Source organism: Paroceanicella profunda, from assembly GCF_005887635.2.
GTDB classification, from domain to species: Bacteria; Pseudomonadota; Alphaproteobacteria; order Rhodobacterales; family Rhodobacteraceae; genus Paroceanicella; species Paroceanicella profunda.
Genome location: NZ_CP040818.1, coordinates 2,395,756 through 2,419,478 on the forward strand (window position 1 = coordinate 2,395,756; position 23,723 = coordinate 2,419,478).

The 23,723-nt window shown below is 71.0% G+C and carries 18 protein-coding genes; 12 read left to right on the forward strand and 6 right to left on the reverse strand.

The features are described from left to right. Nucleotides 1-8: 8 nt before the first annotated feature. A complete protein-coding gene (locus tag FDP22_RS10725; RefSeq protein WP_138572809.1) occupies nt 9-725 on the reverse strand; it encodes a riboflavin synthase in 717 nt (238 codons plus the stop codon). A gap of 288 nt (nt 726-1,013) precedes the next feature. On the opposite strand from FDP22_RS10725, the gene FDP22_RS10730 reads away from it, so the two are divergent. Beyond that, a complete protein-coding gene (locus tag FDP22_RS10730) occupies nt 1,014-2,057 on the forward strand; it encodes a polysaccharide biosynthesis/export family protein (RefSeq protein ID WP_138572811.1) in 1,044 nt (347 codons plus the stop codon). A 584-nt stretch (nt 2,058-2,641) separates the two neighbouring features. On the opposite strand, the gene ribD is transcribed toward FDP22_RS10730, so the two are convergent. The 3 genes from ribD to glyA all read right to left on the reverse strand — a co-directional run bounded on the left by ribD (nt 2,642) and on the right by glyA (nt 5,812). Further along, nucleotides 2,642-3,760 carry a bifunctional diaminohydroxyphosphoribosylaminopyrimidine deaminase/5-amino-6-(5-phosphoribosylamino)uracil reductase RibD gene (gene ribD, locus FDP22_RS10735; protein ID WP_138572813.1) on the reverse strand — a complete coding sequence of 373 codons (1,119 nt, stop codon included), beginning with the start codon at nt 3,758-3,760 and terminating at the stop codon, nt 2,642-2,644. Beyond that, nucleotides 3,750-4,226 (reverse strand): transcriptional regulator NrdR, encoded by a 477-nt coding sequence (gene nrdR / locus FDP22_RS10740; protein ID WP_138572815.1) that lies wholly within the window; start codon nt 4,224-4,226, stop codon nt 3,750-3,752. The genes ribD and nrdR overlap by 11 nt, the downstream gene beginning before the upstream one ends. A 290-nt stretch (nt 4,227-4,516) precedes the next feature. Then, entirely contained in the window at nt 4,517-5,812 is a 1,296-nt protein-coding gene (gene glyA / locus FDP22_RS10745; protein WP_138572817.1) for a serine hydroxymethyltransferase, read from the reverse strand. Between the two features lie 404 nt (nt 5,813-6,216). Here glyA and FDP22_RS10750 point away from each other — a divergent pair, with 404 nt between their 5' ends. From FDP22_RS10750 to FDP22_RS25150, 10 genes are all read left to right on the forward strand, one after another. Further along, on the forward strand, nt 6,217-6,981 hold the full coding sequence (locus FDP22_RS10750) for an NAD kinase (RefSeq protein WP_138572819.1): 765 nt from the start codon (nt 6,217-6,219) through the stop codon (nt 6,979-6,981). Between the two features lie 85 nt (nt 6,982-7,066). Next, nucleotides 7,067-8,134 (forward strand): AI-2E family transporter, encoded by a 1,068-nt coding sequence (locus FDP22_RS10755; protein WP_138572821.1) that lies wholly within the window; start codon nt 7,067-7,069, stop codon nt 8,132-8,134. Next, on the forward strand, nt 8,131-8,796 hold the full coding sequence (locus FDP22_RS10760) for an HdaA/DnaA family protein (protein WP_138572823.1): 666 nt from the start codon (nt 8,131-8,133) through the stop codon (nt 8,794-8,796). The genes FDP22_RS10755 and FDP22_RS10760 overlap by 4 nt, the downstream gene beginning before the upstream one ends. Before the next feature lie 46 nt (nt 8,797-8,842). After that, on the forward strand, nt 8,843-11,020 hold the full coding sequence (locus FDP22_RS10765) for an RNA degradosome polyphosphate kinase (RefSeq protein ID WP_138572825.1): 2,178 nt from the start codon (nt 8,843-8,845) through the stop codon (nt 11,018-11,020). A gap of 454 nt (nt 11,021-11,474) precedes the next feature. Beyond that, nucleotides 11,475-13,001, forward strand: coding sequence for a Ppx/GppA family phosphatase (locus tag FDP22_RS10770; protein WP_138572827.1), 1,527 nt, complete (start codon nt 11,475-11,477; stop codon nt 12,999-13,001). A 585-nt stretch (nt 13,002-13,586) separates the two neighbouring features. After that, entirely contained in the window at nt 13,587-14,924 is a 1,338-nt protein-coding gene (proS, locus tag FDP22_RS10775) for a proline--tRNA ligase (RefSeq protein ID WP_138572829.1), read from the forward strand. Nucleotides 14,925-15,034: 110 nt separating this feature from the next. Beyond that, entirely contained in the window at nt 15,035-16,333 is a 1,299-nt protein-coding gene (locus FDP22_RS10780; RefSeq protein WP_138572831.1) for a lipoprotein-releasing ABC transporter permease subunit, read from the forward strand. Then, nucleotides 16,326-17,009, forward strand: a complete 684-nt coding sequence (locus FDP22_RS10785) for an ABC transporter ATP-binding protein (RefSeq protein ID WP_138572833.1) — start codon at nt 16,326-16,328, stop codon at nt 17,007-17,009. The genes FDP22_RS10780 and FDP22_RS10785 overlap by 8 nt, the downstream gene beginning before the upstream one ends. Before the next feature lie 45 nt (nt 17,010-17,054). Then, on the forward strand, nt 17,055-19,145 hold the full coding sequence (gene recG, locus FDP22_RS10790) for an ATP-dependent DNA helicase RecG (protein ID WP_138572835.1): 2,091 nt from the start codon (nt 17,055-17,057) through the stop codon (nt 19,143-19,145). A gap of 96 nt (nt 19,146-19,241) precedes the next feature. After that, complete coding sequence (locus FDP22_RS25150; RefSeq protein ID WP_277884132.1) at nt 19,242-19,370, forward strand: hypothetical protein; 129 nt, start codon at nt 19,242-19,244, stop codon at nt 19,368-19,370. 194 nt (nt 19,371-19,564) lie between these two features. Here FDP22_RS25150 and FDP22_RS10795 read toward each other — a convergent pair whose 3' ends face one another. Then, nucleotides 19,565-20,872, reverse strand: a complete 1,308-nt coding sequence (locus tag FDP22_RS10795) for a sigma-54-dependent transcriptional regulator (protein WP_138572837.1) — start codon at nt 20,870-20,872, stop codon at nt 19,565-19,567. Then, on the reverse strand, nt 20,869-22,572 hold the full coding sequence (locus tag FDP22_RS10800; protein ID WP_170317659.1) for a sensor histidine kinase: 1,704 nt from the start codon (nt 22,570-22,572) through the stop codon (nt 20,869-20,871). Before FDP22_RS10800 ends, FDP22_RS10795 begins: the two co-directional genes overlap by 4 nt. 191 nt (nt 22,573-22,763) lie before the next feature. On the opposite strand from FDP22_RS10800, the gene msrP reads away from it, so the two are divergent. Then, nucleotides 22,764-23,717, forward strand: coding sequence for a protein-methionine-sulfoxide reductase catalytic subunit MsrP (gene msrP, locus FDP22_RS10805; protein WP_138572841.1), 954 nt, complete (start codon nt 22,764-22,766; stop codon nt 23,715-23,717). The last annotated feature ends 6 nt before the right edge of the window (nt 23,718-23,723 follow it).

The window sequence follows — 23,723 nt, forward strand, 5'->3', positions numbered from 1 at the left end:
GCGTCGCCTCACGCGTTGGTCATCTCGGCGAGCCGCGCGACATAGCGGGCCAGCGTGTCGATCTCGAGGTTCACCCGGTCGCCGGCCCGGGCGTCGCCCCAGGTGGTCTCGGCGCGGGTGTGGGGGATGATGTTCACCCCGAAATCCGGACCGTCGACCTCGTTGACCGTGAGGGAGGTGCCGTTGAGCGCCACCGAGCCCTTGGGCGCGATGAAGCGCGCGAGGGCCTTCGGGGCGCGGAAGCGGTAGCGGATGCTGTCGCCCTCCGGCGTGAGGGAGAGGATCTCGGCCGTGCCGTCCACGTGGCCGGAGACGATGTGGCCGCCCAGCTCGTCACCCACGCGCAGGGCGCGCTCCAGGTTGATGCGCGTGCCCGCGCTCCAGCCGCCAAGCGTGGTGAGGGAGAGGGTCTCGGCGGAGGCGTCGACATCGAACCAGCCGCGGCCCGCGCCGGAGGCGCTCCTGCCCATGCCCGCGCCGGAGGCGCTTCCACCCTTACCCGTGCCGGAGGCGTTCCCGGCCGCACCCGCGCCGGAGGTGGCCGTGTCGCCGCCCGCGGGGAGGGTGCCCTTGTCGACGACCGTCAGGCAGACGCCGTCGCAGCAGATCGAGGCGCCCAGCGCCACGCCGGCCATGTCATAGCCGCAGGCAATGCGCATCCGGGTGTCGCCGCGCAGTGTGATCTCGAGGATCTCGCCGATGTCGGTGATGATGCCGGTGAACATGTCTCTCGCCTTTCCGCGCTGCCGGGCTAGGGAAGTAGCGTGCGGCTGCGGCCTGTGCAAGCCACGCTGGAGTTTTTCCGCCACGCGCCGCACCGCAGCGTTAGGGCTTTTTCCCCCGCGCGCGATGGGCTACCATTGCGCGCACTGCCAGGGCGAAAAGCCCGTAAAAAAGGCCAGAAGAGGGACATAACTGTGATCAGGCTCCTTGCGACCGGGCCGCTGAGATATGCGGGCCTTGCGTTGATTCTTCCCTTGTCCGCCTGCGGCCTGCCGCGGTCCGGCCCCAGCATGACGGAGATCGAGGCCTCCACCGCGTCGGACGACGCCGAGGCGCTGCCCTTCGAGGTTGTGGACGTGACCGACCAGGTCGCGCGGTTTTCCTCGCGCGACGAGACGCTGAACTTCGGCGCCGGCTTCCTCTCCGCCCTCGGGCAGAACGTGGATCTTTTCGGCCCCGGAGACAGTCTGTCCATCACCGTCTGGGAGAATGTGGACAACGGGCTGCTGGTGGGCATGGGCCAGAAGCAGACCAGCCTGCAGGAAACCCAGATCGACCAGTCCGGCTACATCTTCGTGCCCTATGCCGGGCGGATCCGCGCCGCGGGCCGATCTCCCGAGGAGCTGCGCCGGATCATCACCCAGGGGTTGCAGAGCCAGACCCCCGACCCGCAGGTCGAGGTGCGGCGGGTCCGCTCGGATTCCGCCACCGTGAAGATCCTCGGCTCGGTGAACGCGCCGGGCGTCTACCCGATCGACGCCTCCACGCAGGAACTGGTCGGCATGCTCTCCAAGGCCGGCGGCATCTCGCTGGACCCGGAAGTGGCGATCGTGAAGCTGCGCCGCGGCTCGCAGAGCGGCCAGATCTGGCTGCAGGACCTCTACGACAACCCCGCCTTCGACGTGCCGCTGCAGGCCGACGACTCGCTGATCATCGAGCGTGACCGGCGCACCTTCACCGCCCTGGGGGCCTTCGGCACCCAGCAGCGCGTGCAGTTCCCGGCGCGCAACATCTCCGCCCTGGAGGCCCTGGGCCTGGTGGGCGGCCTGAACTCGCAGCTCGCCAACCCGCAGGGCGTGTTCGTGTTCCGCACCGAGCTGCCGGACATCGCCAACAAGGTGATGCCCGGGAAGTCGTTCTCCGAGCCGGTGAACACCGCCTATGTGATCGACCTCACCAAGCCGGGCGGCATGTTCACCGCCGGCTCCTTCGGCATCCGCAGCGGCGACGTGCTCTACGTGACCGAGGCGCCGCTGGTCCGCGTGATCAAGACGCTCAGCTCGCTCTCCCCGCTGGTGAGCTTCGCCGGCACGGTGAACAACCTGTCGCGCTGATCGCCCCGCCCTCGCGCCATCGAAAGGGCCGCTCCGCATGCCGGGGCGGCCCTTTTTCCGTCCGGGCCGCAGCCCGCCCGACACCCCTTGCCACACCCGGCGCCGGAGGGCAGGTCCTCGAAGCCGGGAAGCCGGGAAGCCGGGAAGCCGGGAAGCCGGGAAGCCGGGAAGCCGGGAAGCCGGGAAGCCGGGAAGCCGGGAAGCCGGGAAGCCGGGAAGCCGGGAAGCCGGGAAGCCGGGAAGCCGGGAAGCCGGGAAGCCGGGAAGCCGGGAAGCCGGGAAGCCGGGAAGCCGGGAAGCCGGGAAGCCGGGAAGCCGGGAAGCCGGGAAGCCGGGAAGCCGGGAAGCCGGGAAGCCGGGAAGCCGGGAAGCCGGGAAGCCGGGAAGCCGGGAAGCCGGGAAGCCGGGAAGCCGGGAAGCCGGGAAGCCGGGAAGCCGGAGCACGCATCGGCGAAGGCAAAGCCGCGCCCCGGTGCGGGCGGGCGGAGGCTGCCGTGGCGGCCGGGTCGCCGTGGGGCCCGGGGGGGCGGCCGAGCCGGGGGGGCGTGTGCGCGGCCTCACCCGAGGCCCGCGCCGGGCCGGCCTCAGTCGCGCTCCCAGGTGCTCATGAGGTCCACGCCCACGCGCCTGCTGTCGGCGAGCCGGAAGGTCGGGGCATCGGCGAGGCGCCGGAGCCCGAGTCCGGCGATGGCCGCGGTGCCCTCGCCGCCGATCGTCCGCCCGGCGGTGAAGGTGACCAGCCGGTCGACGAGGCCGGCGCGCAGCAGGGCGGCGGCCAGCCGGGCGCCGCCTTCGCACATCAGCCGGGTCATCCCGCGGGTGCCCAGCCGGGTGAGCAGGTCCGCGAGGTCGATGGCGCCGCCCGGGCCGGTGGCGCAGGGCAGCAGTTCGGCGCCGGCGCTCTCCAGCGCCTCGCGCTCTGCCGGCGGGGCCTGCGGGCCGCAGGCCACCCAGAGCGGGATCGCCCCGGCGCTGGCCACGAGGCGCGAGCCGGTGCCCAGGCTCAGCCGCGCGTCGGCGACCACGCGCACCGGGGCGGCCTCTTCCAGGCCGATGTCGCGCACGTCGAGCATCGGGTTGTCGGTGCGCGCGGTGCCGGCGCCGACCAGGATGCCGTCATGGCGCGCGCGCATCAGGTGCACGAGGCGGCGCGCCTCGGGCCCGGTGATCCAGCGGCTCTCACCGGTGGCCGTGGCGATGCGCCCGTCGAGCGTGGTGGCGAGCTTGAGGGTGACCATCGGGCGGCCCAGGGTGATGCGGGTGAGGAAGCCGCGGTTCACCGCGTGCGCGGCCTCGGCCATCACGCCGCGGCACACCGGGATGCCGGCATCCGCCAGCCGGGCGAAGCCGCGGCCGCTCACCCGCGGGTCCGGGTCCTCCATCGTCGAGACCACCCGGGCGATGCCGGCGGCGACGAGGGCGTCGGCGCAGGGCGGGGTGCGGCCGTGGTGGGCGCAGGGTTCCAGCGTGACATAGGCGGTGGCGCCGCGGGCCGCCGCGCCGGCCTGTGCAAGCGCCATGGCCTCCGCATGGGGCCGGCCGCCGGGCTGGGTCCAGCCGCGGCCCAGCACCCGGCCGTCGCGCACGATCACGCAGCCCACCGCCGGGTTCGGCCACACACGCCCAAGCCCGCGGGAGGCGAGGGCCAGGGCCATGGCGAGGAAGCGGAGGTCGGCGTCGCTGGCGGGACGCTCAGTCCCCATCGATGACGGCTGTGGCAATGGGGCGGAGTTCGGCAACGAAATCCTCGAAGTCATCGGCGGCCTGGAAGTTCTTGTAGACGGAGGCGAAGCGCACGTAGGCGACGGTGTCGATCCGCGCCAGGGTCTCCATCACGATGGCGCCGATGGAGTCCGATTTCACATCCGAGTCCCCCATGGATTCGAGGCGGCGCACGATGCCGGAGATCATCTGGTCGATGCGCTCGGGGTCTACCGGGCGCTTCTGCAGGGCGATGCGGATGGAGCGTTCCAGCTTGTCGCGGTCGAAGTTCTCGCGGCGGCCGTTCTTCTTGATCACCGTGAGGTCGCGCAGCTGCACGCGCTCGTAGGTGGTGAAGCGGCCCGCGCAGGCCGGGCAGTAGCGGCGTCGGCGGATCGAGACATGGTCCTCGGCCGGCCGGCTGTCCTTCACCTGGGTTTCGACATTTCCGCAGAACGGGCAGCGCATCTTGTTCCCCCTGGAGCTCCGTCAGGCAGCACTATAGGCATCCCGCGATGGATTGGGTAGAGGGGAATGGTCGGCCCCACATGTGGGGTGCGCGGCAAATGCGTGAGCGGTCGCGCCCGGGCGGCACCGCCAAGGCGGCAGGCGCGCGGTGGCAGCAGGCCGGAGCGCGCGGCCGGGGCCGGGCGGGGCGCTTCCCTGCGCGCGCCGCGCGCAGCTTTTCCGCCCCCTTCCGGGGCGGAAAAGGGCAGGCCCCGGGGGCCTGCCGGAAGCGGTTGCGGCACCCGCGGAGCTCAGAGCCCCTGGTAGATCGGGAAGGCGGCGCAGAGCGTGGCGACCTTGGCCTTCACCGCCTCTTCCACGGCGCCGTTGCCCTCTTCGCCGTTGGCTGCGAGCCCGTCGACCACCTCGGTGATCAGCCGGCCGATCTCGCGGAACTCCGCCTCGCCGAAGCCGCGGGTGGTGCCCGCCGGGGTGCCGAGGCGCACGCCGGAGGTCACGGTCGGCTTCTCCGGGTCGAAGGGGATGCCGTTCTTGTTGCAGGTGATGTGGGCGCGGCCGAGGGCCTTCTCGGTGGCATTGCCCTTCACGCCCTTGGGCCGCAGGTCGACCAGCATCACGTGGGTGTCGGTGCCACCGGTGACGATGTCGAGCCCGCCCTTCATCAGCTCGTCGGCCAGCGCCTGCGCGTTGGTGACGACCTGTGCCGCGTAGGCCTTGAACTCGGGGCGCAGCGCCTCGCCGAAGGCCGCGGCCTTGCCGGCGATCACGTGCATCAGCGGGCCGCCCTGGATGCCGGGGAAGATCGCCGAGTTCACCTTCTTCGCGATCGCCTCGTCATTGGTGAGGATCATGCCGCCGCGGGGCCCGCGCAGGGTCTTGTGGGTGGTGGTGGTCACCACATGGGCGTGGGGCATCGGGTTCGGATGCGCGCCGCCCGCCACGAGGCCGGCGAAATGCGCCATGTCCACCATGAGGTAGGCGCCCACGCTGTCGGCGATGGCGCGGAAGCGGGCGAAATCGATCTGGCGCGGGATGGCCGAGCCGCCGGCGATGATCAGCTTGGGCTGGTGCTCCTTCGCCAGCGCCTCCACCTCGTCGTAGTCGAGCAGGCTGTCCTGCTTGCGCACGCCGTACTGCACGGCGTTGAACCACTTGCCGGACTGGTTGGGCGCGGCACCGTGGGTGAGGTGGCCGCCGGAGGCGAGGTTCATCCCGAGGATCGTGTCACCCGGCTTGATCAGGGCCTGGAAGGCGCCCTGGTTGGCCTGGCTGCCGGAATTGGGCTGCACGTTGGCGAATTTCGCGCCGAAGAGCGCGCAGGCGCGGTCGATGGCGAGCTGCTCGGCGATGTCCACGAACTGGCAGCCGCCGTAGTAGCGCCGGCCGGGGTAGCCCTCGGCGTACTTGTTGGTGAGCACCGAGCCCTGGGCTTCCATCACCGCGCGGCTCACGATGTTCTCGGAGGCGATGAGCTCGATCTCGTCGCGCTGGCGGCCGAGTTCGAGGGTGATGGCGTTGAAGAGCTCGGGGTCGCGGCCGGAGAGGGCCTCGGTGAAGAATCCCGGGTCGCGGACTTCGGTGGTCATGCTCGTCTTCCTCCAGTCAGGGGCGGGGGCGGGGTCGCGCGGTTTTTAGCGGTGCCCGGGGCGGTTGTCGCGGGCAAAGTGACAGCGGTTTCGGCATTCGGGCTGTGCAATTGCGTCCCCCCCGCGCCCATCCACGACCTTTCGCGCCGATCGGAAACCTGCGTGCCCCGGCGCGACGGATTTTCCTGCCTTGTCACTGCCGCGCCGGGGGGGCAGGGTGGGCCGCGACCGCTCAGGAGAGAGAGCACCGCGCAGGAGATGGCACGGTACGGGAGGCAGACCGGGGCAGGGCGCCGCCCCGGGGCACCACAAAGGGCCGGGCATCGCGCAGGGCCGGGCCCCGCCCGGGACCGGGCATCACGCGGCACGACCGGGCGAGACGCAGGACTGGGCAAGAGGCAGGCATGAGCGGCACACGCATCCATTTCACGGCCTCGGGCGCGCCGGAGGCGCAGGAGGCCATCGCCCGCCTCACCGCGCGCTACGGCCAGGCCGGGCTGCAGCAGGCACAGGTGATCGTGGCGCTCGGCGGCGACGGGTTCATGCTCGCCACGCTGCATGCCACCGGCGCGCTGGGCGTGCCGGTCTACGGCATGAACCGCGGCACCGTGGGCTTCCTGATGAACGCCTATGACGAGGAGGGGCTGGAGGCGCGCGTGGCCGAGGCGGATCCGACCCAGATCAACCCCCTGCGCATGCGCGCGGAAGGCAGCGACGGCACCCGGGCCGAGGCGCTGGCGATCAACGAGGTCTCGCTGCTGCGCGCCGGCCCGCAGGCCGCGCATCTGCGCATCCACGTGGACGGGCGCGAGCGCATGGACGAGCTGATCTGCGACGGGGCGATGGTGTGCACGCCGGCGGGCTCCACGGCCTACAATTACTCCGCCCATGGGCCGATCATCCCGGTGGGCGCGGCCATTCTCGCGCTCACGCCGATCTCGGCCTTCCGGCCGCGGCGCTGGCGCGGGGCGCTGCTGCCCATCACCGCCACGGTGCGCTTCGAGGTGATCGACCCGCACAAGCGCCCGGTGGCGGCGGTGGCCGACAACGTGGAGGTGCGCGACGTGATCTGGGCCGAGGTTTCCAGCGACGAGACAGTGTCGCATACTCTGCTCTTCGACCCCGGGCACGGGCTGGAGGAGCGGCTGATCCGCGAGCAGTTCAGCTGACGGCGGGCCCCGCCCGCCCGCTCCGACTTGCATAACGAGCCTTGCTGCGTCATCTGGGAGCCGACAGGAAGAGGGGAGCCGCCACATGAGCCTGAGTTCGCGGGACCAGTTGCGTTACTGGGGTATCGGCCTTCTGGTGCTGCTCGTCGTCCTCTGGGCGATCGGGCAGGCGCTGGTGCCGTTCCTGGTGGGCGCCGCCATCGCCTATTTCCTCGACCCCGTCGCCGACCGGCTGGAGCGGCTCGGCCTGTCGCGCGCGGCCGCGACCGTGGTCATCACGCTGGCCGCGCTGCTGATCGCGGCCGGGGCGCTGCTGGTGCTCATTCCCTCCGTCGTCCGCCAGGTCACGGCGCTGGTTCAGACCACGCCGGAGATGGTGCGCCAGTTCCAGGCCTTCCTCTCCGAGCATTACCCCCAGGTGCTGACCGAGGACAGCCCGCTGCGCAGCGCGCTCTCCTCCGCCTCCGACACGCTGCAGCAGAAGGGCCTCACGATGCTCAACAGCGTGCTCAGCTCCTCGCTGGCGCTGATCGACTTCCTGATGCTGATCGTGGTGGCGCCGGTGGTGGCCTTCTACCTGCTGCTGGACTGGGACAGGATGATCGCCGTCATCGACACCTGGCTGCCGCGCCAGCATGCGCCGGTGATCCGCGACCTCGCGCTGAAGGTGGACCGGGTGCTGGCGGGCTTCGTGCGCGGGCAACTGCTGGTCTGCGTCATCCTCGGCTCGTTCTACGCCATCGCGCTGGCGCTGCTGGGGCTGCAGTTCGGGCTGGTGATCGGGCTCGTCGCCGGGCTGATCAGCTTCATTCCCTTCGTGGGCTCCATCGTGGGCGGCGCGCTCTCCATCGGGCTGGCGCTGTTCCAGTTCTGGGGGGAATGGCCGTGGATCGCGGCAGTGGCCGGGGTGTTCATCGTCGGCCAGGCCATCGAGGGCAACGTGCTCACCCCGCGGCTGGTGGGCGGTTCGGTCGGGCTGCACCCGGTGTGGCTGATGTTCGCCCTCTCGGCCTTCGGCGCGCTGATGGGCTTCTCCGGGCTGCTCATCGCCGTCCCGGTGGCGGCGGCCATCGGGGTGCTGGGGCGCTTCGCGATGGCCGAATACCAGTCCGGCCGCCTCTACCGCGGCACCCAGGACGGGCCGGACGCATGACGCAGCTCATCTTCGACCTCCCCAGCCGCGCCGCGCGGGACCGCGAAGCCTTCTTCGTGAGCCCGGCCAACGCGGATGCGCTGGGCGCCATCGACCTCTGGGCCGCCTGGGCGCAGGGGCGGCTGGCGCTGGTGGGGCCGGAGCAATCGGGCAAGACGCATCTCGCGCAGGTGTGGGCCGGGGATCTCGGCGCCCGGGTGTGCGAGGCGGAGGCCCTCACCGAGGCGCTGGTGCCCGAGCTGGTGGACGCCCCCCTGGTGCTGGAGAACGCCGATGCCGCCGTGCCGGGCCGCCCGCAGCGCGAGGCCGCGCTCTTCCACCTGCTCAACGCGATGACCGAGGCGCGCCGGCCGATCCTCGTGACCGCGCGGCGCGCGCCCGCGCGCTGGGAGGTGAGCCTGCCGGACCTCGCCTCGCGGCTGGGGGCGATGCAGGTGGCCCAGATCCACGCGCCGGACGACGCGCTGCTGGCCGCCCTGCTGGTCAAGCTCTTCGACGACCGGCAGCTGGCCGTGCCGCCCGAGCTCATTCCCTATCTCGTCACCCGGATGGAGCGCTCGGCGCGCGAGGCCGCGGCGCTGGTCGCGCGGCTGGACGCGGAGGCGCTGGCGGCGAAGAAATCGCTCACGCCCGCCTTCGCCAAGCGCATTCTGGGCTGGTAACCGGTCTGTCACGGAGATGTTGCAAGACATGCCTTATGAAAGCGCCATGACCCAGGCAGATTTTCTCAATTCCGCTCCCGAGGCGCCTCGCCTCCCCGAGGGGCTCGACATCACCGGCCCCGCGCGCTTCATCAACCGCGAGCTGTCATGGCTCGCCTTCAACTGGCGTGTGCTGGAGGAGGCGGAGAACCCGAACGTTCCGCTGCTGGAGCGGGTGCGCTTCCTCTCCATCTCCGGCAACAACCTCGACGAGTTCTACACCGTGCGCGTCGCGGGCCTGCGCAGCCTGATGCGCAGCGGCCTCGGCGGCCCTTCGGCCGACGGGCTCACCCCCGCCGAGCAGCTGGAGCGCATCGACGCCAACGCCCGCGCGCTGATGCAGCGCCAGCAGGCCGCCTGGCTGTCGCTGCAGGCCGAACTGCGCGGCGCCGGCATCGAGGTGGTGCGGCGCGACGAACTCAGCGGCGCCGACGTGGAGCGGCTGGAGAAGATCTTCCTGGAGACGGTGTTTCCCATCCTCACCCCGCTGGCGGTGGACCCGGCGCACCCGTTCCCCTTCATCGCGAACCGCGGCTTCGCCATGGCCCTGCAGCTGCGCCGCATCTCCGACGACGCGCCGCTGGACGCGCTGCTGCCCGTGCCGCCGCAGGTGCCGCGCTTCCACCGGCTGAAGGGCGGCCGCGGCAAGGCGATCCGCTTCCTGCCGCTGGAGGTGCTGCTGGAGATCTTCCTCGACCGGCTGTTCCCGGGCTACCGCGTCTCCGGCTCCTGCCTGTTCCGGGTGCTGCGCGACAGCGATCTGGAGGTGGAGGAAGAAGCGGAAGACCTGGTGCGCGAGTTCGAGACCGCGCTGAAGCGCCGGCGCCGCGGCGAGGTGATCCGCCTCACCATCACCCATTCCGACAATCCCGACATCCAGAACCTGGTGACGGACGAACTCCACGTCGCGCGCGACGAGGTGATCCCCGTCGCCGGGCTGATCGGCATCGCCGACCTCTCCGAACTGGTGGTCAAGGACGACCCGGACCTGCTCTGGCCGCCGTTCAAGCCGCGCATGCCCGAGCGGGTGCAGGATTACGAGGGCGACATCTTCGCGGCCATCCGCCAGAAGGACATGCTGCTGCACCACCCCTACGAGACCTTCGACATCGTGGTGCGCTTCCTCCAGCAGGCGGCGCGCGACCCCAACGTGCTCGCCATCAAGCAGACGCTCTACCGCACCTCGCGCGACAGCCCCATCGTGGCGGCGCTGTGCGAGGCGGCGGAGGACGGCAAGTCCGTCACCGCGCTGGTGGAGCTGAAGGCGCGCTTCGACGAGGCCGCGAACATCCGCCAGTCGCGCCAGCTCGAGCGGGCAGGGGCGCAGGTGGTCTACGGGTTCATCGACTGGAAGACCCATGCCAAGGTCTCGACCGTGGTGCGCCGGGAGGGGGACGAGCTGGTCACCTACTCGCATTTCGGCACCGGCAACTACCACCCGGGCACGGCCAACATCTACACCGACCTCTCGCTCTTCACCTGTGACCCGGCGCTGGGCCGCGACGCCACGCGCCTGTTCAACTACATCACCGGCTATGCCGAGCCGCAGGGGCTGGAGAACCTCTCGCTCTCGCCGCTTTCGCTGAAGCGCACCCTGCTCGAGGGGCTGAAGGCCGAGGCCGCCCATGCGCAGGCCGGCCGCCCGGCGCATGTCTGGGTGAAGGTGAATTCGGTGATCGACGCCGAGATCATCGACGCGCTCTACACCGCCTCCCAGGCCGGGGTGCGCATCGACATGATCGTGCGCGGCATCTGCGGGGTGCGGCCCGGGGTTGCCGGGTTGTCGGAGACCATCCGGGTGAAATCGGTGGTGGGGCGCTTCCTGGAGCACTCGCGCATCGTGTGCTTCGGCAACGGCCACGGCCTGCCCTCGGCGCATGCGAAGGTCTACATCTCCTCGGCGGACTGGATGGGGCGCAACCTCAACCGCCGGGTGGAGACGCTGGTGCGCATCGACAACCCCACCGTCCACAGCCAGATCGTGGACCAGATCATGGCGGCGAACCTCGCCGACGTGGCGCAGAGCTGGGTGCTCGGGCCGGATGCCGAATGGGCGCGGGCCACGGCGCCGGAGGGGGCGCGGCCCTTCTCCTGCCACCGGTTCTTCATGGAGAACCCGTCCATGTCCGGCCGCGGCCGGGCCGGGGCGGGCGACGCCCCGCGCCTCACCCACAGCTCCGACTGAGCGGCCCTCCGCCCCGGCCCCGCAAGGTGAGGACAGCCCGCCCGAACCCATGGCCTCGCGCCCGCGCAGCCCGGCAGGGCCGCGCAGGCCGGAGCCGATGTGCCCGCGCCGCCCCCGGTCACGCCGCCCGGTCAGGCCGCAGGGCCCCGGAAGCCGCGGAAAGGGGCCCCAGGGCCCTGCGCCGGAGGCCGGTTTTCGCGCGCGAAACCTGTCGGGGCGCCGGGCGCGGGGGCCCTCTGCCGCGTGCGGAGCGGCGCGAGGCCGTGACCGAAGGGCCGTTTTCCGGGCGCGGGCCGGGGCCGTTCTTCGGGTTCCGGGCGCCGCGGCGGGCTGTGGCGAATGCGCCGCGCCGGCGGTCTCCGACGTCAGGAGCGGTTGACCGCGCGGGCCTGGCGTGTCACGCGTCCCTTAGGTCCGCACCATCCGGGAATGCATCTTGTCGGTGAGAGACGAATTGTTCCGACGCGCCCGCTCCTTCGCGGCGCCCAAGGCGATCGAGACGGATGCGACAGCGCATCGCCGGATTGCGGTGATCGATGTCGGGTCGAACTCCGTGCGGCTGGTCGTCTACGACGGCATCGCGCGCAGCCCCTCCTACTTCTTCAACGAGAAGGTGCTCTGCGGCCTGGGCCGCGGCGTGCTGGACACCGGGCGGCTGCACCCGGAGGGCCGGGCGCGCGCGCTGGCGGCGCTACGCCGGTTCTCGATACTGGCCGAGCGCATGCAGGTTCTCACGCTGGAAGCCGTGGCGACGGCCGCGGTGCGCGAGGCCGAGGACGGCGCGGCCTTCTGCGCCGAGGTGCTGGAGACGACCGGCATCCGCATCCGCATCGCCTCGGGCGACGACGAGGCCCGCATCGCCGCCGAGGGCGTTCTGCTCGGCTGGCCTGAGGCCGACGGCGTGGTCGCCGACATGGGCGGCGCCTCGATGGAACTGGCCCGCGTGGGCAACGGCATGGTCGGCCAGCGCATCACCACGCCGCTCGGCCCCCTGCACCTGCGCGACAGGGCGGGGGACACCCAGGCGCTGCGCGCGCTGATCGACGAGCATCTCACCCGGGCGCGCGAGGCGGTTCCCGGGCCGGTGCGCAACCTCTACCTCGTCGGCGGATCCTGGCGCGCGCTGGGCCGGGTGCACATGGTGCGCTCGGACTATCCCATCCACGTGCTGCACGAATACGGCATGGACCCGGTGGACCTCGCCGCCCAGACACGCTGGATGGCCCGCCAGACGCCCGAGGCGCTCGACGAGATGTCCGACATCTCCTCCGCCCGCGCCGAGGTGCTGCCGCTCGCGGCCGCGGTGCTGGAGCGGCTGGTGCAGGCCTTCGCGCCGGAGAAGGTCTCCGTCTCGGCCTACGGGCTGCGCGAGGGGCTGCTGTGGGAACACCTGAGCCCGGGCATCCGCGCGCTGGACCCGCTGATCGAGGCCTGCCGGTTCCGCGAGCGGCGGCGCGCGCGCTTCCCCGGCTTCGGGACCGAGCTGTTCGAGTGGGTGCGCCCGCTGCTGGACGGGTTCCCGGCCGAATCCCTGCGCCTCGCGGAGGCGGCCTGCATGCTGCATGACGTGAACTGGCGCGCCCACCCCGATTACCGCGCCCATGTCGGGTTCGAGACGCTGATGCGCGCCTCGCTCGGCGGGGTGGACCACCCGGGGCGGGTGTTCATCGGCCTTGCGCTGTTCCACCGCTACAAGAGCAGCCGCAAGAAGCTGGGCGCCGACGCGATGCTGGGGCTGCTGTCGCCCGAACGGCAGGACGAGGCGGAACGGCTGGGCCGGGCGATGCGCCTCGGCGCCATGCTCTCCGGCTCCACGCCCGGCGGCCTCTCCGGCGCCCCGATCGCCCGGGTGGGCGACCGGCTGGTGCTGGCGCTGGGCGCGGACATGGCCGATCTCGCCGGGGAGGTGGTGTCCAAGCGCCTCGCCTCGGTGGCGAAATCCCTGGGCCTCACGGCGGAACTCACCGTCGCCGAGGACTGAGCCACCGCGCCGCGGCAGCCACCCCTCACGTCACACTTCCTCGCCGGACCCCGCCGGCCCGTGCCGCTGCGCGCAGGCGCTCCGCCGGTGTGGCGTGCGCGCGCGCGGGCCGGGCGCAGGGCCGCCGGCGGGGCGGGCGCGGTGCCGCCGGGGCGGTGAGGGCAAGGGAAACGGGCGGGGAAGAGGGCCGGCCGGGCCCGGGGGCCAAATGAAAAAGCGGCCCGCTCTTGATGGCGGACCGCTTCTCTTCCCCTAGACTTGAGCCTTGTTTGTGGCCTCCAGAACCTACGCCAACCTGTGACATTTCGTCAGCAAAAAACTGCGCAATTTCAGGGCGGAGTGCAAAAAATCAGGGCATGCGGGGGTGTTTGGGGGCGTTTCCTTCGCATGTGCAGTATAAGCACTGCGCTGCATCCAGGATCGGGGGCGATCTTTCGCACTGCGTCATGGCGAGAGACACCGGCTGGTTAACCATTGATTCGTTTTCGCGGTGCGCGGCCGGTGGCCGATGCCGGGCATTGCGCCGCGCGCGCACCTGCCGTACACCTCGGCCCGATCCGATCTGACCGTTCCCGAGGGCTCTCCATGCGTCTCACGCGCTACTTTCTTCCCGTTCTGAAAGAAACCCCGGCGGAGGCGCAGATCGTCTCGCACCGGCTGATGCTGCGCGCCGGCATGATCCGGCAGTCGAGCGCCGGGATCTATTCCTGGCTGCCGCTGGGCTTCAAGGTGCTCCGCCGCATCGAGCAGATCGTGCACGAAGAGCAGCAGAAGGCCGGGCACATCCCGATGCTGATGCCCACCATCCAGTCCGCCGACCTGTGGCGCGAGAGCGGCCGCTACGACGCCTACGGCCCCGAGATGCTGCGCATCCGCGACCGGCATGACCGCGACATGCTCTTCGGCCCGACCAACGAGGAGCTGATCACCGACATCTTCCGCACCGCGGTCTCCTCCTACCGCGAGCTGCCCAAGACCCTCTACCACGTGCAGTGGAAGTTCCGCGACGAGATCCGCCCGCGCTTCGGCGTGATGCGCGGCCGCGAGTTCCTGATGAAGGACGGCTATTCCTTCGACCTGGACCGCGACAGCGCCATCCACGCCTTCAACCGCCATGTGGTGAGCTATCTGCGCACCTTCGAGCGGCTGGGCCTGAAGGCGGTGCCGATGCGCGCTGACGCGGGCCCGATCGGCGGGGATTACTCCTACGAGTTCCTGGTGCTGGCGGAGACCGGCGAGAGCGAGGTGTTCCTCGACCGGTCGGTGGCGGACCTCGCCCTGGGCGACCGCACGGTGGATTTCGACGACACCGCCGCCCTGCAGGGCCTGGTGGACCAGTGGACCGCCCCCTACGCGCGCACCGACGAGACCCATGACGCGGCGCTGTTCGACGCCGTGCCGGAGGACCGCAAGGTCACCGCGCGCGGCATCGAGGTGGGGCACATCTTCTACTTCGGCACCAAGTACTCCGCCCCGATGAACGCCGTGGTCACCAATGCCGAGGGCGTGCAGGTTCCGGTGGAGATGGGCTCCTACGGCATCGGCGTGAGCCGGCTGGTGGGCGCGCTGATCGAGGCGAACCATGATGACAAGGGCATCATCTGGCCCGAGAGCGTGGCGCCCTTCGGCGTGGGCATCGTGAACCTCAAGCAGGGCGACGCCGCGGCGGATGCGGCCTGCGAGGACCTTTATGCCGGGCTGGCGAAGGCCGGGGTCGAGACCCTCTACGATGACCGTGACGAGCGCGCCGGCGCCAAGTTCGCCACGATGGACCTGATCGGCTGCCCCTGGCGGATCACGGTTGGGCCACGGGGTCTTGCCAAGGGCGTCGTGGAGCTTACGTCCCGGCGTACGGGAGAGAGCGTGGAGCTGTCGCCCGAAGACGCCATCTCCCGGGTGGCGGAGATCTTCGCGGCGGTCTGAGCCGGGCAGGGGCCCGGCACGGGCCCGGCGGCCGAGGGGGCTCGATGCCCCCGAAGGCCGCCGCCCCCTCGCGGGCCGTCCCCATCCTTCCCCCCGAACGGGAGACATGCATGAGCCGCAGCACCGCGCCCTTCGCCGGTTTCGAATGGCTGATCGCCTGGCGTTACCTCAGGGCCCGGCGGCGCGAGGGCGGGGTGAGCGTGATGACCTGGATCTCGCTGATCGGGATCACCCTCGCGGTCTTCGCGCTTGTCGCCACCTTCGCGGTGCGCACCGGTTTCCGGGCCGAGTTCACCGACCGGATCCTCGGCGCGAACGCCCATGTCACCCTCTACCACATGAAGGACGGCCGCATCGCGCCGATGCCGGATTTCGACGCGGTGACGGCGAAGGTCGCCGCCGTGCCCGGCGTGGTGCGCGCGGCCCCCATGGTCTCGGCCCAGGTGATGGCCACGGCGCGCGGCCGCAACGCCGGCGTGCAGGTGTTCGGCGAGCGCCGCTCCGACCTCGAGACCCTGCCGCTCATCGAGACCCCGGAGCGCCGCTGGGGCTCGCTCGACGGGTTCGGTGGTGAGGAGAACGGCATCGCCATCGGCTCCGGCGTCGCGCGCGAACTGGGCCTCTTCGTGGGCGACACGGTCACCCTCATCTCGCCCGACGGGGTGAAGACCGCCTTCGGCGCCACCTCGCCGCGCATCAACAACTACAAGATCGCCTACATCTTCCAGATCGGCCGCTACGACATCGACCGGGTGCGCGTGTACCTGCCGCTCGCGGAATCGCAGAAGTTCTTCAACCACCAGGACACGGTCGACCAGATCGAGGTGATGGTGGACCGGCCGGAGGCGCTCGGCTCCTCCCGCGCGCCGGACGCGCTCACCGCCCGCATCGCCGACGCGGTGCCCGGCATGAGCGTGCTCACCTGGAAGGACACGAACGGCGCCTACCTGCAGGCGCTCACGATGGAGGACAACGTGATGTTCGTCATCCTCTCCATCCTCGTGCTCATCGCCTCGCTGAACATCACCTCCGGCCTCGTGATGCTGGTGAAGAACAAGGGGCGCGACGTGGGCGTGCTGCGCTCCATGGGCCTCACCCAGGGCTCCATCCTGCGGGTGTTCTTCATCTGCGGCGCCTCCATCGGCGTGGTGGGCACCATCCTGGGCGTGGTGCTGGGCTGCCTCTTCGCCATCTACATCGACCCGATCTTCACCTTCGTGAACACGGTGGCCGGCGGCGGCGTGTGGGATCCGTCCCAGCGCATGCTCAGCCAGCTTCCCGCCAAGCTGGTGTGGTGGGACGTGTTCCGCGCCGCGGCGCTCTCCTTCCTGCTGTCCTGCCTGGTGACCATCTTCCCCGCCCGCCGCGCGGCGCGGCTCAACCCGGTGGAGGCCTTGCGCTATGAGTGACATGACCCTCGGTCTCCGCGGCGTCTCGCGCATCTTCAACAAGGGCACGCCGGGCGAGGTGCGCGTGCTGGAGGGCGTGGACCTCGACATCGCCAGGGGCGAGGTGGTGGGGCTCGTCGCCCCCTCCGGCTCCGGCAAGTCCACCCTGCTGCACATCGCCGGGCTGCTGGACACGCCGGACACCGGCGAGGTGCGCATCGCCGGACAGGACGCCACCCGGCTGCGCGACGGGGCCCGCACCCGCCTGCGGCGGGACACGGTGGGCTTCGTCTACCAGTTCCACCACCTGCTGCCGGAGTTCACCGCGGCCGAGAACATCGTGCTTCCCCAGCGTGCCGCCGGCGTGTCGCGCGCCGATGCGGAGGCGCGGGCGGCGATGCTGCTCGGCTCCGTCGGCCTCACCCCGCGCGCCACGCACCGGCCGGGCGAGCTCTCGGGCGGCGAGCAGCAGCGCGTGGCCGTGTGCCGCGCCCTCGCCAACGCCCCCCAGCTCCTGCTGGCCGACGAGCCCACCGGCAACCTCGACCCCGGCACCTCCGAGACCGTGTTCGACGTGCTGGTGCGCCTGGTGCGCGACACCGGCATGTCGGCGCTCATCGCCACGCACAACCTGGAACTGGCCGCGCGCATGGACCGGGTCCTGAAGCTGGAGCGGGCCCGCGTCATCCCGGCCTGACGGCCCGGGTTTGCGCCGGGCCGCCGCCGTGGCATGTAGGCAGTCATGAGCCAGGGCCGCCCCGAGATTCTGTTCCCCCTCTTCGCCGATCTCCCGGCCCTGCCGGGCGTGGGGCCGAAGACCGCGAAGGCGTTGGAGAAGCTCGGCATCGCCCGCCCGCGCGACCTGTGCTTCACGCTGCCCTCGCATTTCACCGACCGGACGCCCCGCGCCTCCATCCAGGGCGCCACGCTGCCCGGCGTGGTGACGGTGGAGGTGACGATCGGCGGCCACATGCCGGCCCGCCAGCGCGGCCGCCCCTACCGCATCTGGGTGGAGGATGACGCCGCCGAGTTCCAGCTCGTCTTCTTCCATGCGCGCGAGGAGTGGCTGACGCGCCAGCTCCCGCCCGGGGAACGCCGGGTGGTCTCGGGCAAGGTGGAAGTGTTCGAGGGCCTCGCCCAGATGGTCCACCCTGACCATATCCTGCTGCCCGAGGAGGCCGGCACCCTGCCGCGCTACGAGCCGGTCTATCCCATCGGGGCCGGCATCACCCAGCGGGCGATGCAGAAGGCCGTCACCGGGGCACTGGAGCGCGCGCCGGATCTGCCGGACTGGTTGGACCGCGGCCTGCGCGCGAAGCACCATTGGCCGGACTGGCGGGAGGCGCTGCACCTCGTCCACGCCCCGGTGCCGGGGGACGCGGGGCGCATGGCTGCCGCGCGCGAGCGCCTCGCCTATGACGAGCTGCTGGCGCATCAGCTCACCCTCGCGCTGGCCCGTGCGCGGATGAAGCGCGCGAAGGGCCGCCGCACCGCCGGAGACGGCGCGCTGCGCGCGAAGCTGCTCGCCGCACTCCCCTATGCCCCCACTGGCGCGCAGGCCCGCGCGGTGGAGGAGATCGCCGGTGACATGGCCGGCGCGCTGCGCATGAACCGCCTGCTGCAGGGCGACGTGGGCGCGGGCAAGACGCTGGTCGCCATGCTCGCCATGGCCATCGCGGCGGAGGCGGGCGGGCAGGCGGCGCTGATGGCCCCCACGGAGATCCTCGCCCGCCAGCACCTGGAGGGCATCGGCCCGCTGGCCGAGGCGGCGGGCCTGCGCGTGGGCCTGTTCACCGGGCGCGACAAGGGCGCGGAGCGGGCGGAGAAGCGCGCCCGGCTGGCGGCGGGCGAGATCGACATCGCCATCGGCACCCATGCGCTGTTCCAGCGCGACATCGCCTTCGCCGATCTGCGCCTTGCCGTGGTGGACGAGCAGCACCGTTTCGGCGTGCGCCAGCGCATGGAGCTGGGCGCCAAGGGCCAGGCGCCGGACGTGCTGGTGATGACCGCGACGCCGATCCCGCGCAGCCTCGCGCTCTCCACCTACGGCGACATGGACCTTTCGGTGCTGGACGAGAAGCCGCCGGGGCGCCAGCCGATCGACACCGTGCTCGTGTCCTCCGGCCGCCTTTCGGAGGTGGTGGAGCGGCTGCGCGGCGCGCTTGCCGAGGGGCGGCGCGCCTACTGGGTGTGCCCGCTGGTGGAGGAGAGCGAGACCGTGGCGATGACCGCCGCCGAGGACCGCGCGCAGGCGCTGCGCGCCGCGCTGGGCGAGGGGCTGGTGGGCCTCGTGCACGGCCAGATGCCCCCCGCGCAGAAGGATGCGGCGATGGCCGATTTCATCGCCGGGCGCACGCGGCTGCTGGTGGCCACCACGGTGATCGAGGTGGGGGTGAACGTGCCCGAGGCCACGATCATGGTGATCGAGGGCGCGCAGAGCTTCGGCCTCGCCCAGCTCCACCAGCTGCGCGGCCGGGTGGGGCGCGGGGCGGGCAAGTCCACCTGCCTGATGCTCTACGACCCGCCGCTGGGCGAGACCGCGCAGGCGCGCCTCTCCATCCTGCGCGAGACGGAGGACGGCTTCCGCATCGCGGAGGAGGACCTGCGCCTGCGCGGCGCGGGCGATCTCATCGGCCACCAGCAATCCGGCCTGCCGAAGTTCCGAATCGCCGATCTGGAGGGGCAGGCCGACCTGATGAAGATCGCGCAGGACGATGCGCGACTCATCCTCGCGCGGGATTCCAGCCTCGAATCGGCGCGCGGTCAGGCGCTGCGGGTCCTCCTCTACCTCATGGGACGGGATGAGACGATCCGTTTGATATCAATCGGTTGAGGGTTTGTTCGCGTTTGTTCTCTTAAAGTTCTTGACTCCGGAGGGTGGAGCGGGAACATTAAGGAAACATTAACCGCTCACCGAGGGAGACACCCCATGGCGACCCTGATCCGCATCGTACGAGACACTGATCCCGCCCGCCGCGCAGCAGCAGAGGATGTCGTGGGATTGATGGCATTGACCGTGCTTCTGGTCGCGCTCTTCGGTGTTGCCGGCATGTTCTGAGCCTGCACTCGACCCTGTTTCGCCTGCGAACCGTCCGGAGATCCGGCGCCCCTGCCGGAGATCGGTCTTCTGCCTCTTCCGATCAGTCGATGGCCTTGTCCCTGTCCCTCGACCACCTCCCGGTTCGCCTGACTGTCGCCGCACCCACACCGGGTTGCGGCGACTTTTTTTGGTCGGGGAGGGCGCGCGCCGGGTCAGACGAAGTCGGAGCGCGAGATCGCGTAGCGGGCCATCTTCTCGTTGAGCGTGCGGCGGGGGAGGGCGAGTTCCTCCATCACCTCCGCGATGGAGCCGCGGTGCCGGCGCAGGGCGTTGCGGATCATCATGCGCTCGAAGGCTTCCACGTGGTCCTTCAGGGGGCGCAGGTCCTGCGGAAGCTGCTCGCTGCCCGAGGGGGCCACGGGGTCCAGCAGCTCCGCCAGCACCACGGGGCCGCGCTTGGCGCGCAGCACCGCGCGCTCGGCGAGGTTGCGCAGCTGGCGGACATTGCCGGGCCAGGGGAACTGCAGCAGCGTGGCTGCGTCATCGGCCGAGAGCGCCGGCGGCGTGGCATTGTGCTCGGCGGCGAGGGACTGCGCGAAGAGATCGAACAGCAGCAGGATGTCCTCGCCCCGGTCGCGCAGCGGTGGCGCGATCAGCTCCATCGCCGCGAGGCGGAAGTAGAGGTCCTTGCGCAGCCGGCCATCGGCGATGGCCTCGTCGGTGCCCTCGGGCGCGGCGGCGATCAGGCGCGGCGCGCCGGGGGAGGTGTCATGCAGCGCGTCGACCAGATGCGGCTGCAGGGGCGGCGGCAGGGCGGTGACCTCGTCGAGGAACAGCGTGCCGCCGCGCGCGGCGATCAGCCGGTCCTGCAGGGCGGTCATCGGGGCGTCCTCCGGCAGGGCGGCGCAGTTGAGCGTGATGAAGGGCCCCTCCGCGTTCGGCGAGCAGCCGTGCAGGGCGCGGGCGATCATGGTCTTGCCGGTGCCGGTCTCGCCCTGGACGAGCACGTTGGCGCCGGTGACGGCGCCGTCGAGGATGTCCTCGCGCAACCGGCGGATCACCGGGCTCTCCCCGGCGATCTGGCGCAGGAGGGCGGAGCCGTCGGCGCGTTCCCGCCGCAGCGCGCGGTTCTCCAGCACGAGGCGCCGGGCCTCGGCGGCGCGGCGCACCAGGTCGGTCAGCCGGTCCGGGTTGAAGGGCTTCTCCAGGAAGTCATAGGCGCCCACGCGCATCGCCTCCACGGCCATCGGCACGTCGCCGTGGCCGGTGATGAGGATGACCGGCAGGTCGCTGTCACGTTCCAGCAGGCGGCTGAGCAGGGTCATGCCGTCCATCTCGGGCATGCGCACGTCGGTGATGACCACGCCGGAGAAATCCGGGCCGATGGCATCCAGCGCGGCCAGGCCGCTTTCGAACGGGGCGGGGATGAAGCCCGAAAGCTCCATCCACTGGCCGATGGAGGCGCGCATGTCCTCCTCGTCATCGACAATGGCGACGGGGGTAGGGGGAAGCGGGATCATTCTGCTGCGGTGTCCAGTTTCTGCAAGGCCGGGAGCGTGAGCTCGAAGCATGCGCCCCCACGCACGAGGTTTCGGGCCGTAAGCTCGCCTCCCAGATCCTGCGCGATGCCGGCGGAAATGGCGAGTCCGAGGCCAAGCCCCTCGCCGGGACGCTTCGTGGTGAAGAAAGGTTCGAACAGGGCATCGGGTTCCTTCGGAAGTCCCGGTCCGTTGTCCGACACGCGGATGGTGGGCAGGGGCCCGGGCACCAGGGTGACGTCGATGCGCCGGTCGTCCTGGCCGCGCAGGGCGTCGAGCGCGTTGCGCAGCAGGTTCACCAGGATCTGCTCGATGCGCAGCTGGTCGCCCCGGATCATCACCGGGGTGGAGGGCATGTCGGTCACCAGTTCCACGCGCACCTGGCCGAGCTGGGGCGACATCACCGAGAGCGCGCCCTTGATGGCGTCGCGCAGGTCCAGCGGGCGGATCTCGTCCTCGCCTTTGCGCGCGAAGGACTTGAGCTGGCGGGTGAGCATGGCCATGCGGCCGATCAGGTCGTCGATGCGCTGGATGGAGGAATGCGCCTCCGGCATGCGGCCGCGCTCGATGAGCAGGCGCGCGCCGGCGATGTAGGTGCGCATGGCCGCGAGGGGCTGGTTCAGCTCATGGCTCACCGCGGCCGACATCTGGCCGAGGGCGGCGAGCTTGGAGGCCTGCACCAGGCTCTGCTCCGTGCGCGCCAGTGTCTGCTCCACGCGGCGGCGCTCCAGGATCTCGTCGGAGAGGCGGCGGTTGAGGTCGCGCAGCTCGGCGGATTCGCGCTCCAGCCGCAGGAAGCGCCGCCAGGCCTGCTTGGAGCGGATCCAGAAGATCAACGCCACCAGCAGGGCGACGGCCATGATCTCCAGCGCGATCACCGCGTTCACCCGGGCGCGCACGTCGTCGAGCGGGGCGAGGTAGTTCAGCGTCCAGCCGCGGAAGCCGATGGAGACGTCGCGGCGCAGGTAGGTGGCGCCGCCGATGCGCACCTGACGGCCGGTGCCGGTCCAGTCCATCGGCAGGATCTCCAGCCCGCCGAGCTGGCGCGAGCGCAGGGCGGCCATGCGCGCCTCCTCCAGCAGCGGCGAGAGCAGCTTGTAGCGCCAGTCCGGGTGGGAGGAGAGGATGACCACGTCCTCCGCATTGGTGACGAAGACGCGGCCCGTGTCCCGCGCCCAGGAGGCCTCCAGCTCCCCGAGGTTCACCTGCACGGCGATGACGCCGAGGAGCTGGCCGCCCGAGCGCACGGCATGGGCGAAGAAGAAGCCCAGCTCGCGCTCCGCCACGCCCGTGGTGGTGAAGATGGTGGTGTTCTCGCGCGCGGCCTCGCGGAAATAGGGGCGGTCGGCGCGGGAGGTGCCCAGCAGCCGGCGGTCGGAGGAGGCGACGATGCGGCCGGTGGCGTCGAACAGCAGCAGGTTGCGGGCCTTCAGCTCGTCGTTGATGTCGATGAGCCGGGCGGAGGTCATTGCATACTGGCCGCGCATCAGCGCATCGGTGAGGGTGCGGTCGCGCGCGAGGACGGACGGGATGAGCTGATGGCGCTCCAGCACGTTCAGCAGCGAGCCGTTGTAGATGGCGGCGCGCACGTTGGCGCGGTTGCGCAGGTCCTCGGAGTAGAAGGTGGTGAGGTAGTTGTGACTGCCCCAGATCAGCAGCGCGACCAGTGTCACCGCGAGCACGGCCAGGCCCCGGCGCAGGAGCGATCTGCGCCGCGCCGCAATGGCGTCTCTGGTCCGGGCTGGCGATGGGGTCATGGCGCGAGGATATGGCGGCGCGGGGGCCGGCTCAAGCGCCTTTGATTGGATGTGGGGCGGTGTTGCGACTAGGATCGGGGCGGGGGTGCATGCACCCGAGCCATGAGGAGAGCCCGATGCACTATCACCGCAAGCCCCGCTGGATCATCCCGGAACGCGAGGTCACGCCGGAAGCCTGCTTCCTGAACCGACGGACGATCCTGGCCGGAATGGCGGGCATCGGCCTGTCCGCCGCGCTGCCGCGGCTCGCCTCCGCCGCCACCGGGTTTTCGCCGGAGCCGCAGATGAACCCGTCCTTCGCCGACGCAGGGCGGGCGGTGACGGAGGAATCCATCAACAGCACCTACAACAACTTCTACGAATTCGGCATGTCGAAGTCGATTTCCCGGCAGGCCGAGGCGCTGGAGACCGACCCCTGGACGGTGAAGATCGACGGGATGGTCGACACGCCGATGGAGATCGGGATGGAGGACCTGCTCAAGCGCATGCCGCTGGAGGAGCGGATCGTCCGCCACCGCTGCGTGGAGGCCTGGTCGATGGTGGTGCCGTGGATCGGCTTCCCGCTGTCGGAGCTGATCGGCATGGCCGGGCCGAGTTCGGATGCGAAATACGTGCGGATGGAGACCTTCAAGGATCCGGAGATCGCGCCGGGCCAGCGCCAGACCTGGTACCCCTGGCCCTACGTGGAGGGGCTGACGGTGGAGGAGGCGATGAACCCGCTCGCCTTCATGGTGGTGGGGGCCTACGGCAAGGACCTGCCGAAATCGATGGGTGCGCCCATGCGGCTGCATTTGCCGTGGAAGTTCGGCTTCAAGTCCGTGAAGTCGGTGGTGCGGATCAGCTTCACCGACGAGCAGCCCTCCAGCTTCTGGGAGGCGCTGCAGAGCTCCGAATACGGGTTCTGGGCCAATGTGAACCCGAAGGTCCCGCATCCGCGCTGGAGCCAGGCAGAGGAGCGGGTGCTGGGCACGGGCGACCAGGTGCCGACGCAGCTGTTCAACGGATATGCCGAGGAGGTTGCCAGCCTCTATGCCGGCATGGACCAGGACGCCCGCACGCTCTGGTATTGACGCGGC

Bases quoted from the DNA above. Each gene is read 5' to 3' on its own strand.
- FDP22_RS10725 (WP_138572809.1), bottom strand. From the start codon at position 725: ATGTTCACCGGCATCATCACCGACATCGGCGAGATCCTCGAGATCACA.
- FDP22_RS10730 (WP_138572811.1), top strand. From the start codon at position 1,014: ATGACGGAGATCGAGGCCTCCACCGCGTCGGACGACGCCGAGGCGCTG.
- ribD (WP_138572813.1), bottom strand. From the start codon at position 3,760: ATGGGGACTGAGCGTCCCGCCAGCGACGCCGACCTCCGCTTCCTCGCC.
- nrdR (WP_138572815.1), bottom strand. From the start codon at position 4,226: ATGCGCTGCCCGTTCTGCGGAAATGTCGAAACCCAGGTGAAGGACAGC.
- glyA (WP_138572817.1), bottom strand. From the start codon at position 5,812: ATGACCACCGAAGTCCGCGACCCGGGATTCTTCACCGAGGCCCTCTCC.
- FDP22_RS10750 (WP_138572819.1), top strand. From the start codon at position 6,217: ATGAGCGGCACACGCATCCATTTCACGGCCTCGGGCGCGCCGGAGGCG.
- FDP22_RS10755 (WP_138572821.1), top strand. From the start codon at position 7,067: ATGAGCCTGAGTTCGCGGGACCAGTTGCGTTACTGGGGTATCGGCCTT.
- FDP22_RS10760 (WP_138572823.1), top strand. From the start codon at position 8,131: ATGACGCAGCTCATCTTCGACCTCCCCAGCCGCGCCGCGCGGGACCGC.
- FDP22_RS10765 (WP_138572825.1), top strand. From the start codon at position 8,843: ATGACCCAGGCAGATTTTCTCAATTCCGCTCCCGAGGCGCCTCGCCTC.
- proS (WP_138572829.1), top strand. From the start codon at position 13,587: ATGCGTCTCACGCGCTACTTTCTTCCCGTTCTGAAAGAAACCCCGGCG.
- FDP22_RS10780 (WP_138572831.1), top strand. From the start codon at position 15,035: ATGAGCCGCAGCACCGCGCCCTTCGCCGGTTTCGAATGGCTGATCGCC.
- FDP22_RS10785 (WP_138572833.1), top strand. From the start codon at position 16,326: ATGAGTGACATGACCCTCGGTCTCCGCGGCGTCTCGCGCATCTTCAAC.
- recG (WP_138572835.1), top strand. From the start codon at position 17,055: ATGAGCCAGGGCCGCCCCGAGATTCTGTTCCCCCTCTTCGCCGATCTC.
- FDP22_RS25150 (WP_277884132.1), top strand. From the start codon at position 19,242: ATGGCGACCCTGATCCGCATCGTACGAGACACTGATCCCGCCCGCCGC.
- FDP22_RS10795 (WP_138572837.1), bottom strand. From the start codon at position 20,872: ATGATCCCGCTTCCCCCTACCCCCGTCGCCATTGTCGATGACGAGGAG.
- msrP (WP_138572841.1), top strand. From the start codon at position 22,764: ATGCACTATCACCGCAAGCCCCGCTGGATCATCCCGGAACGCGAGGTC.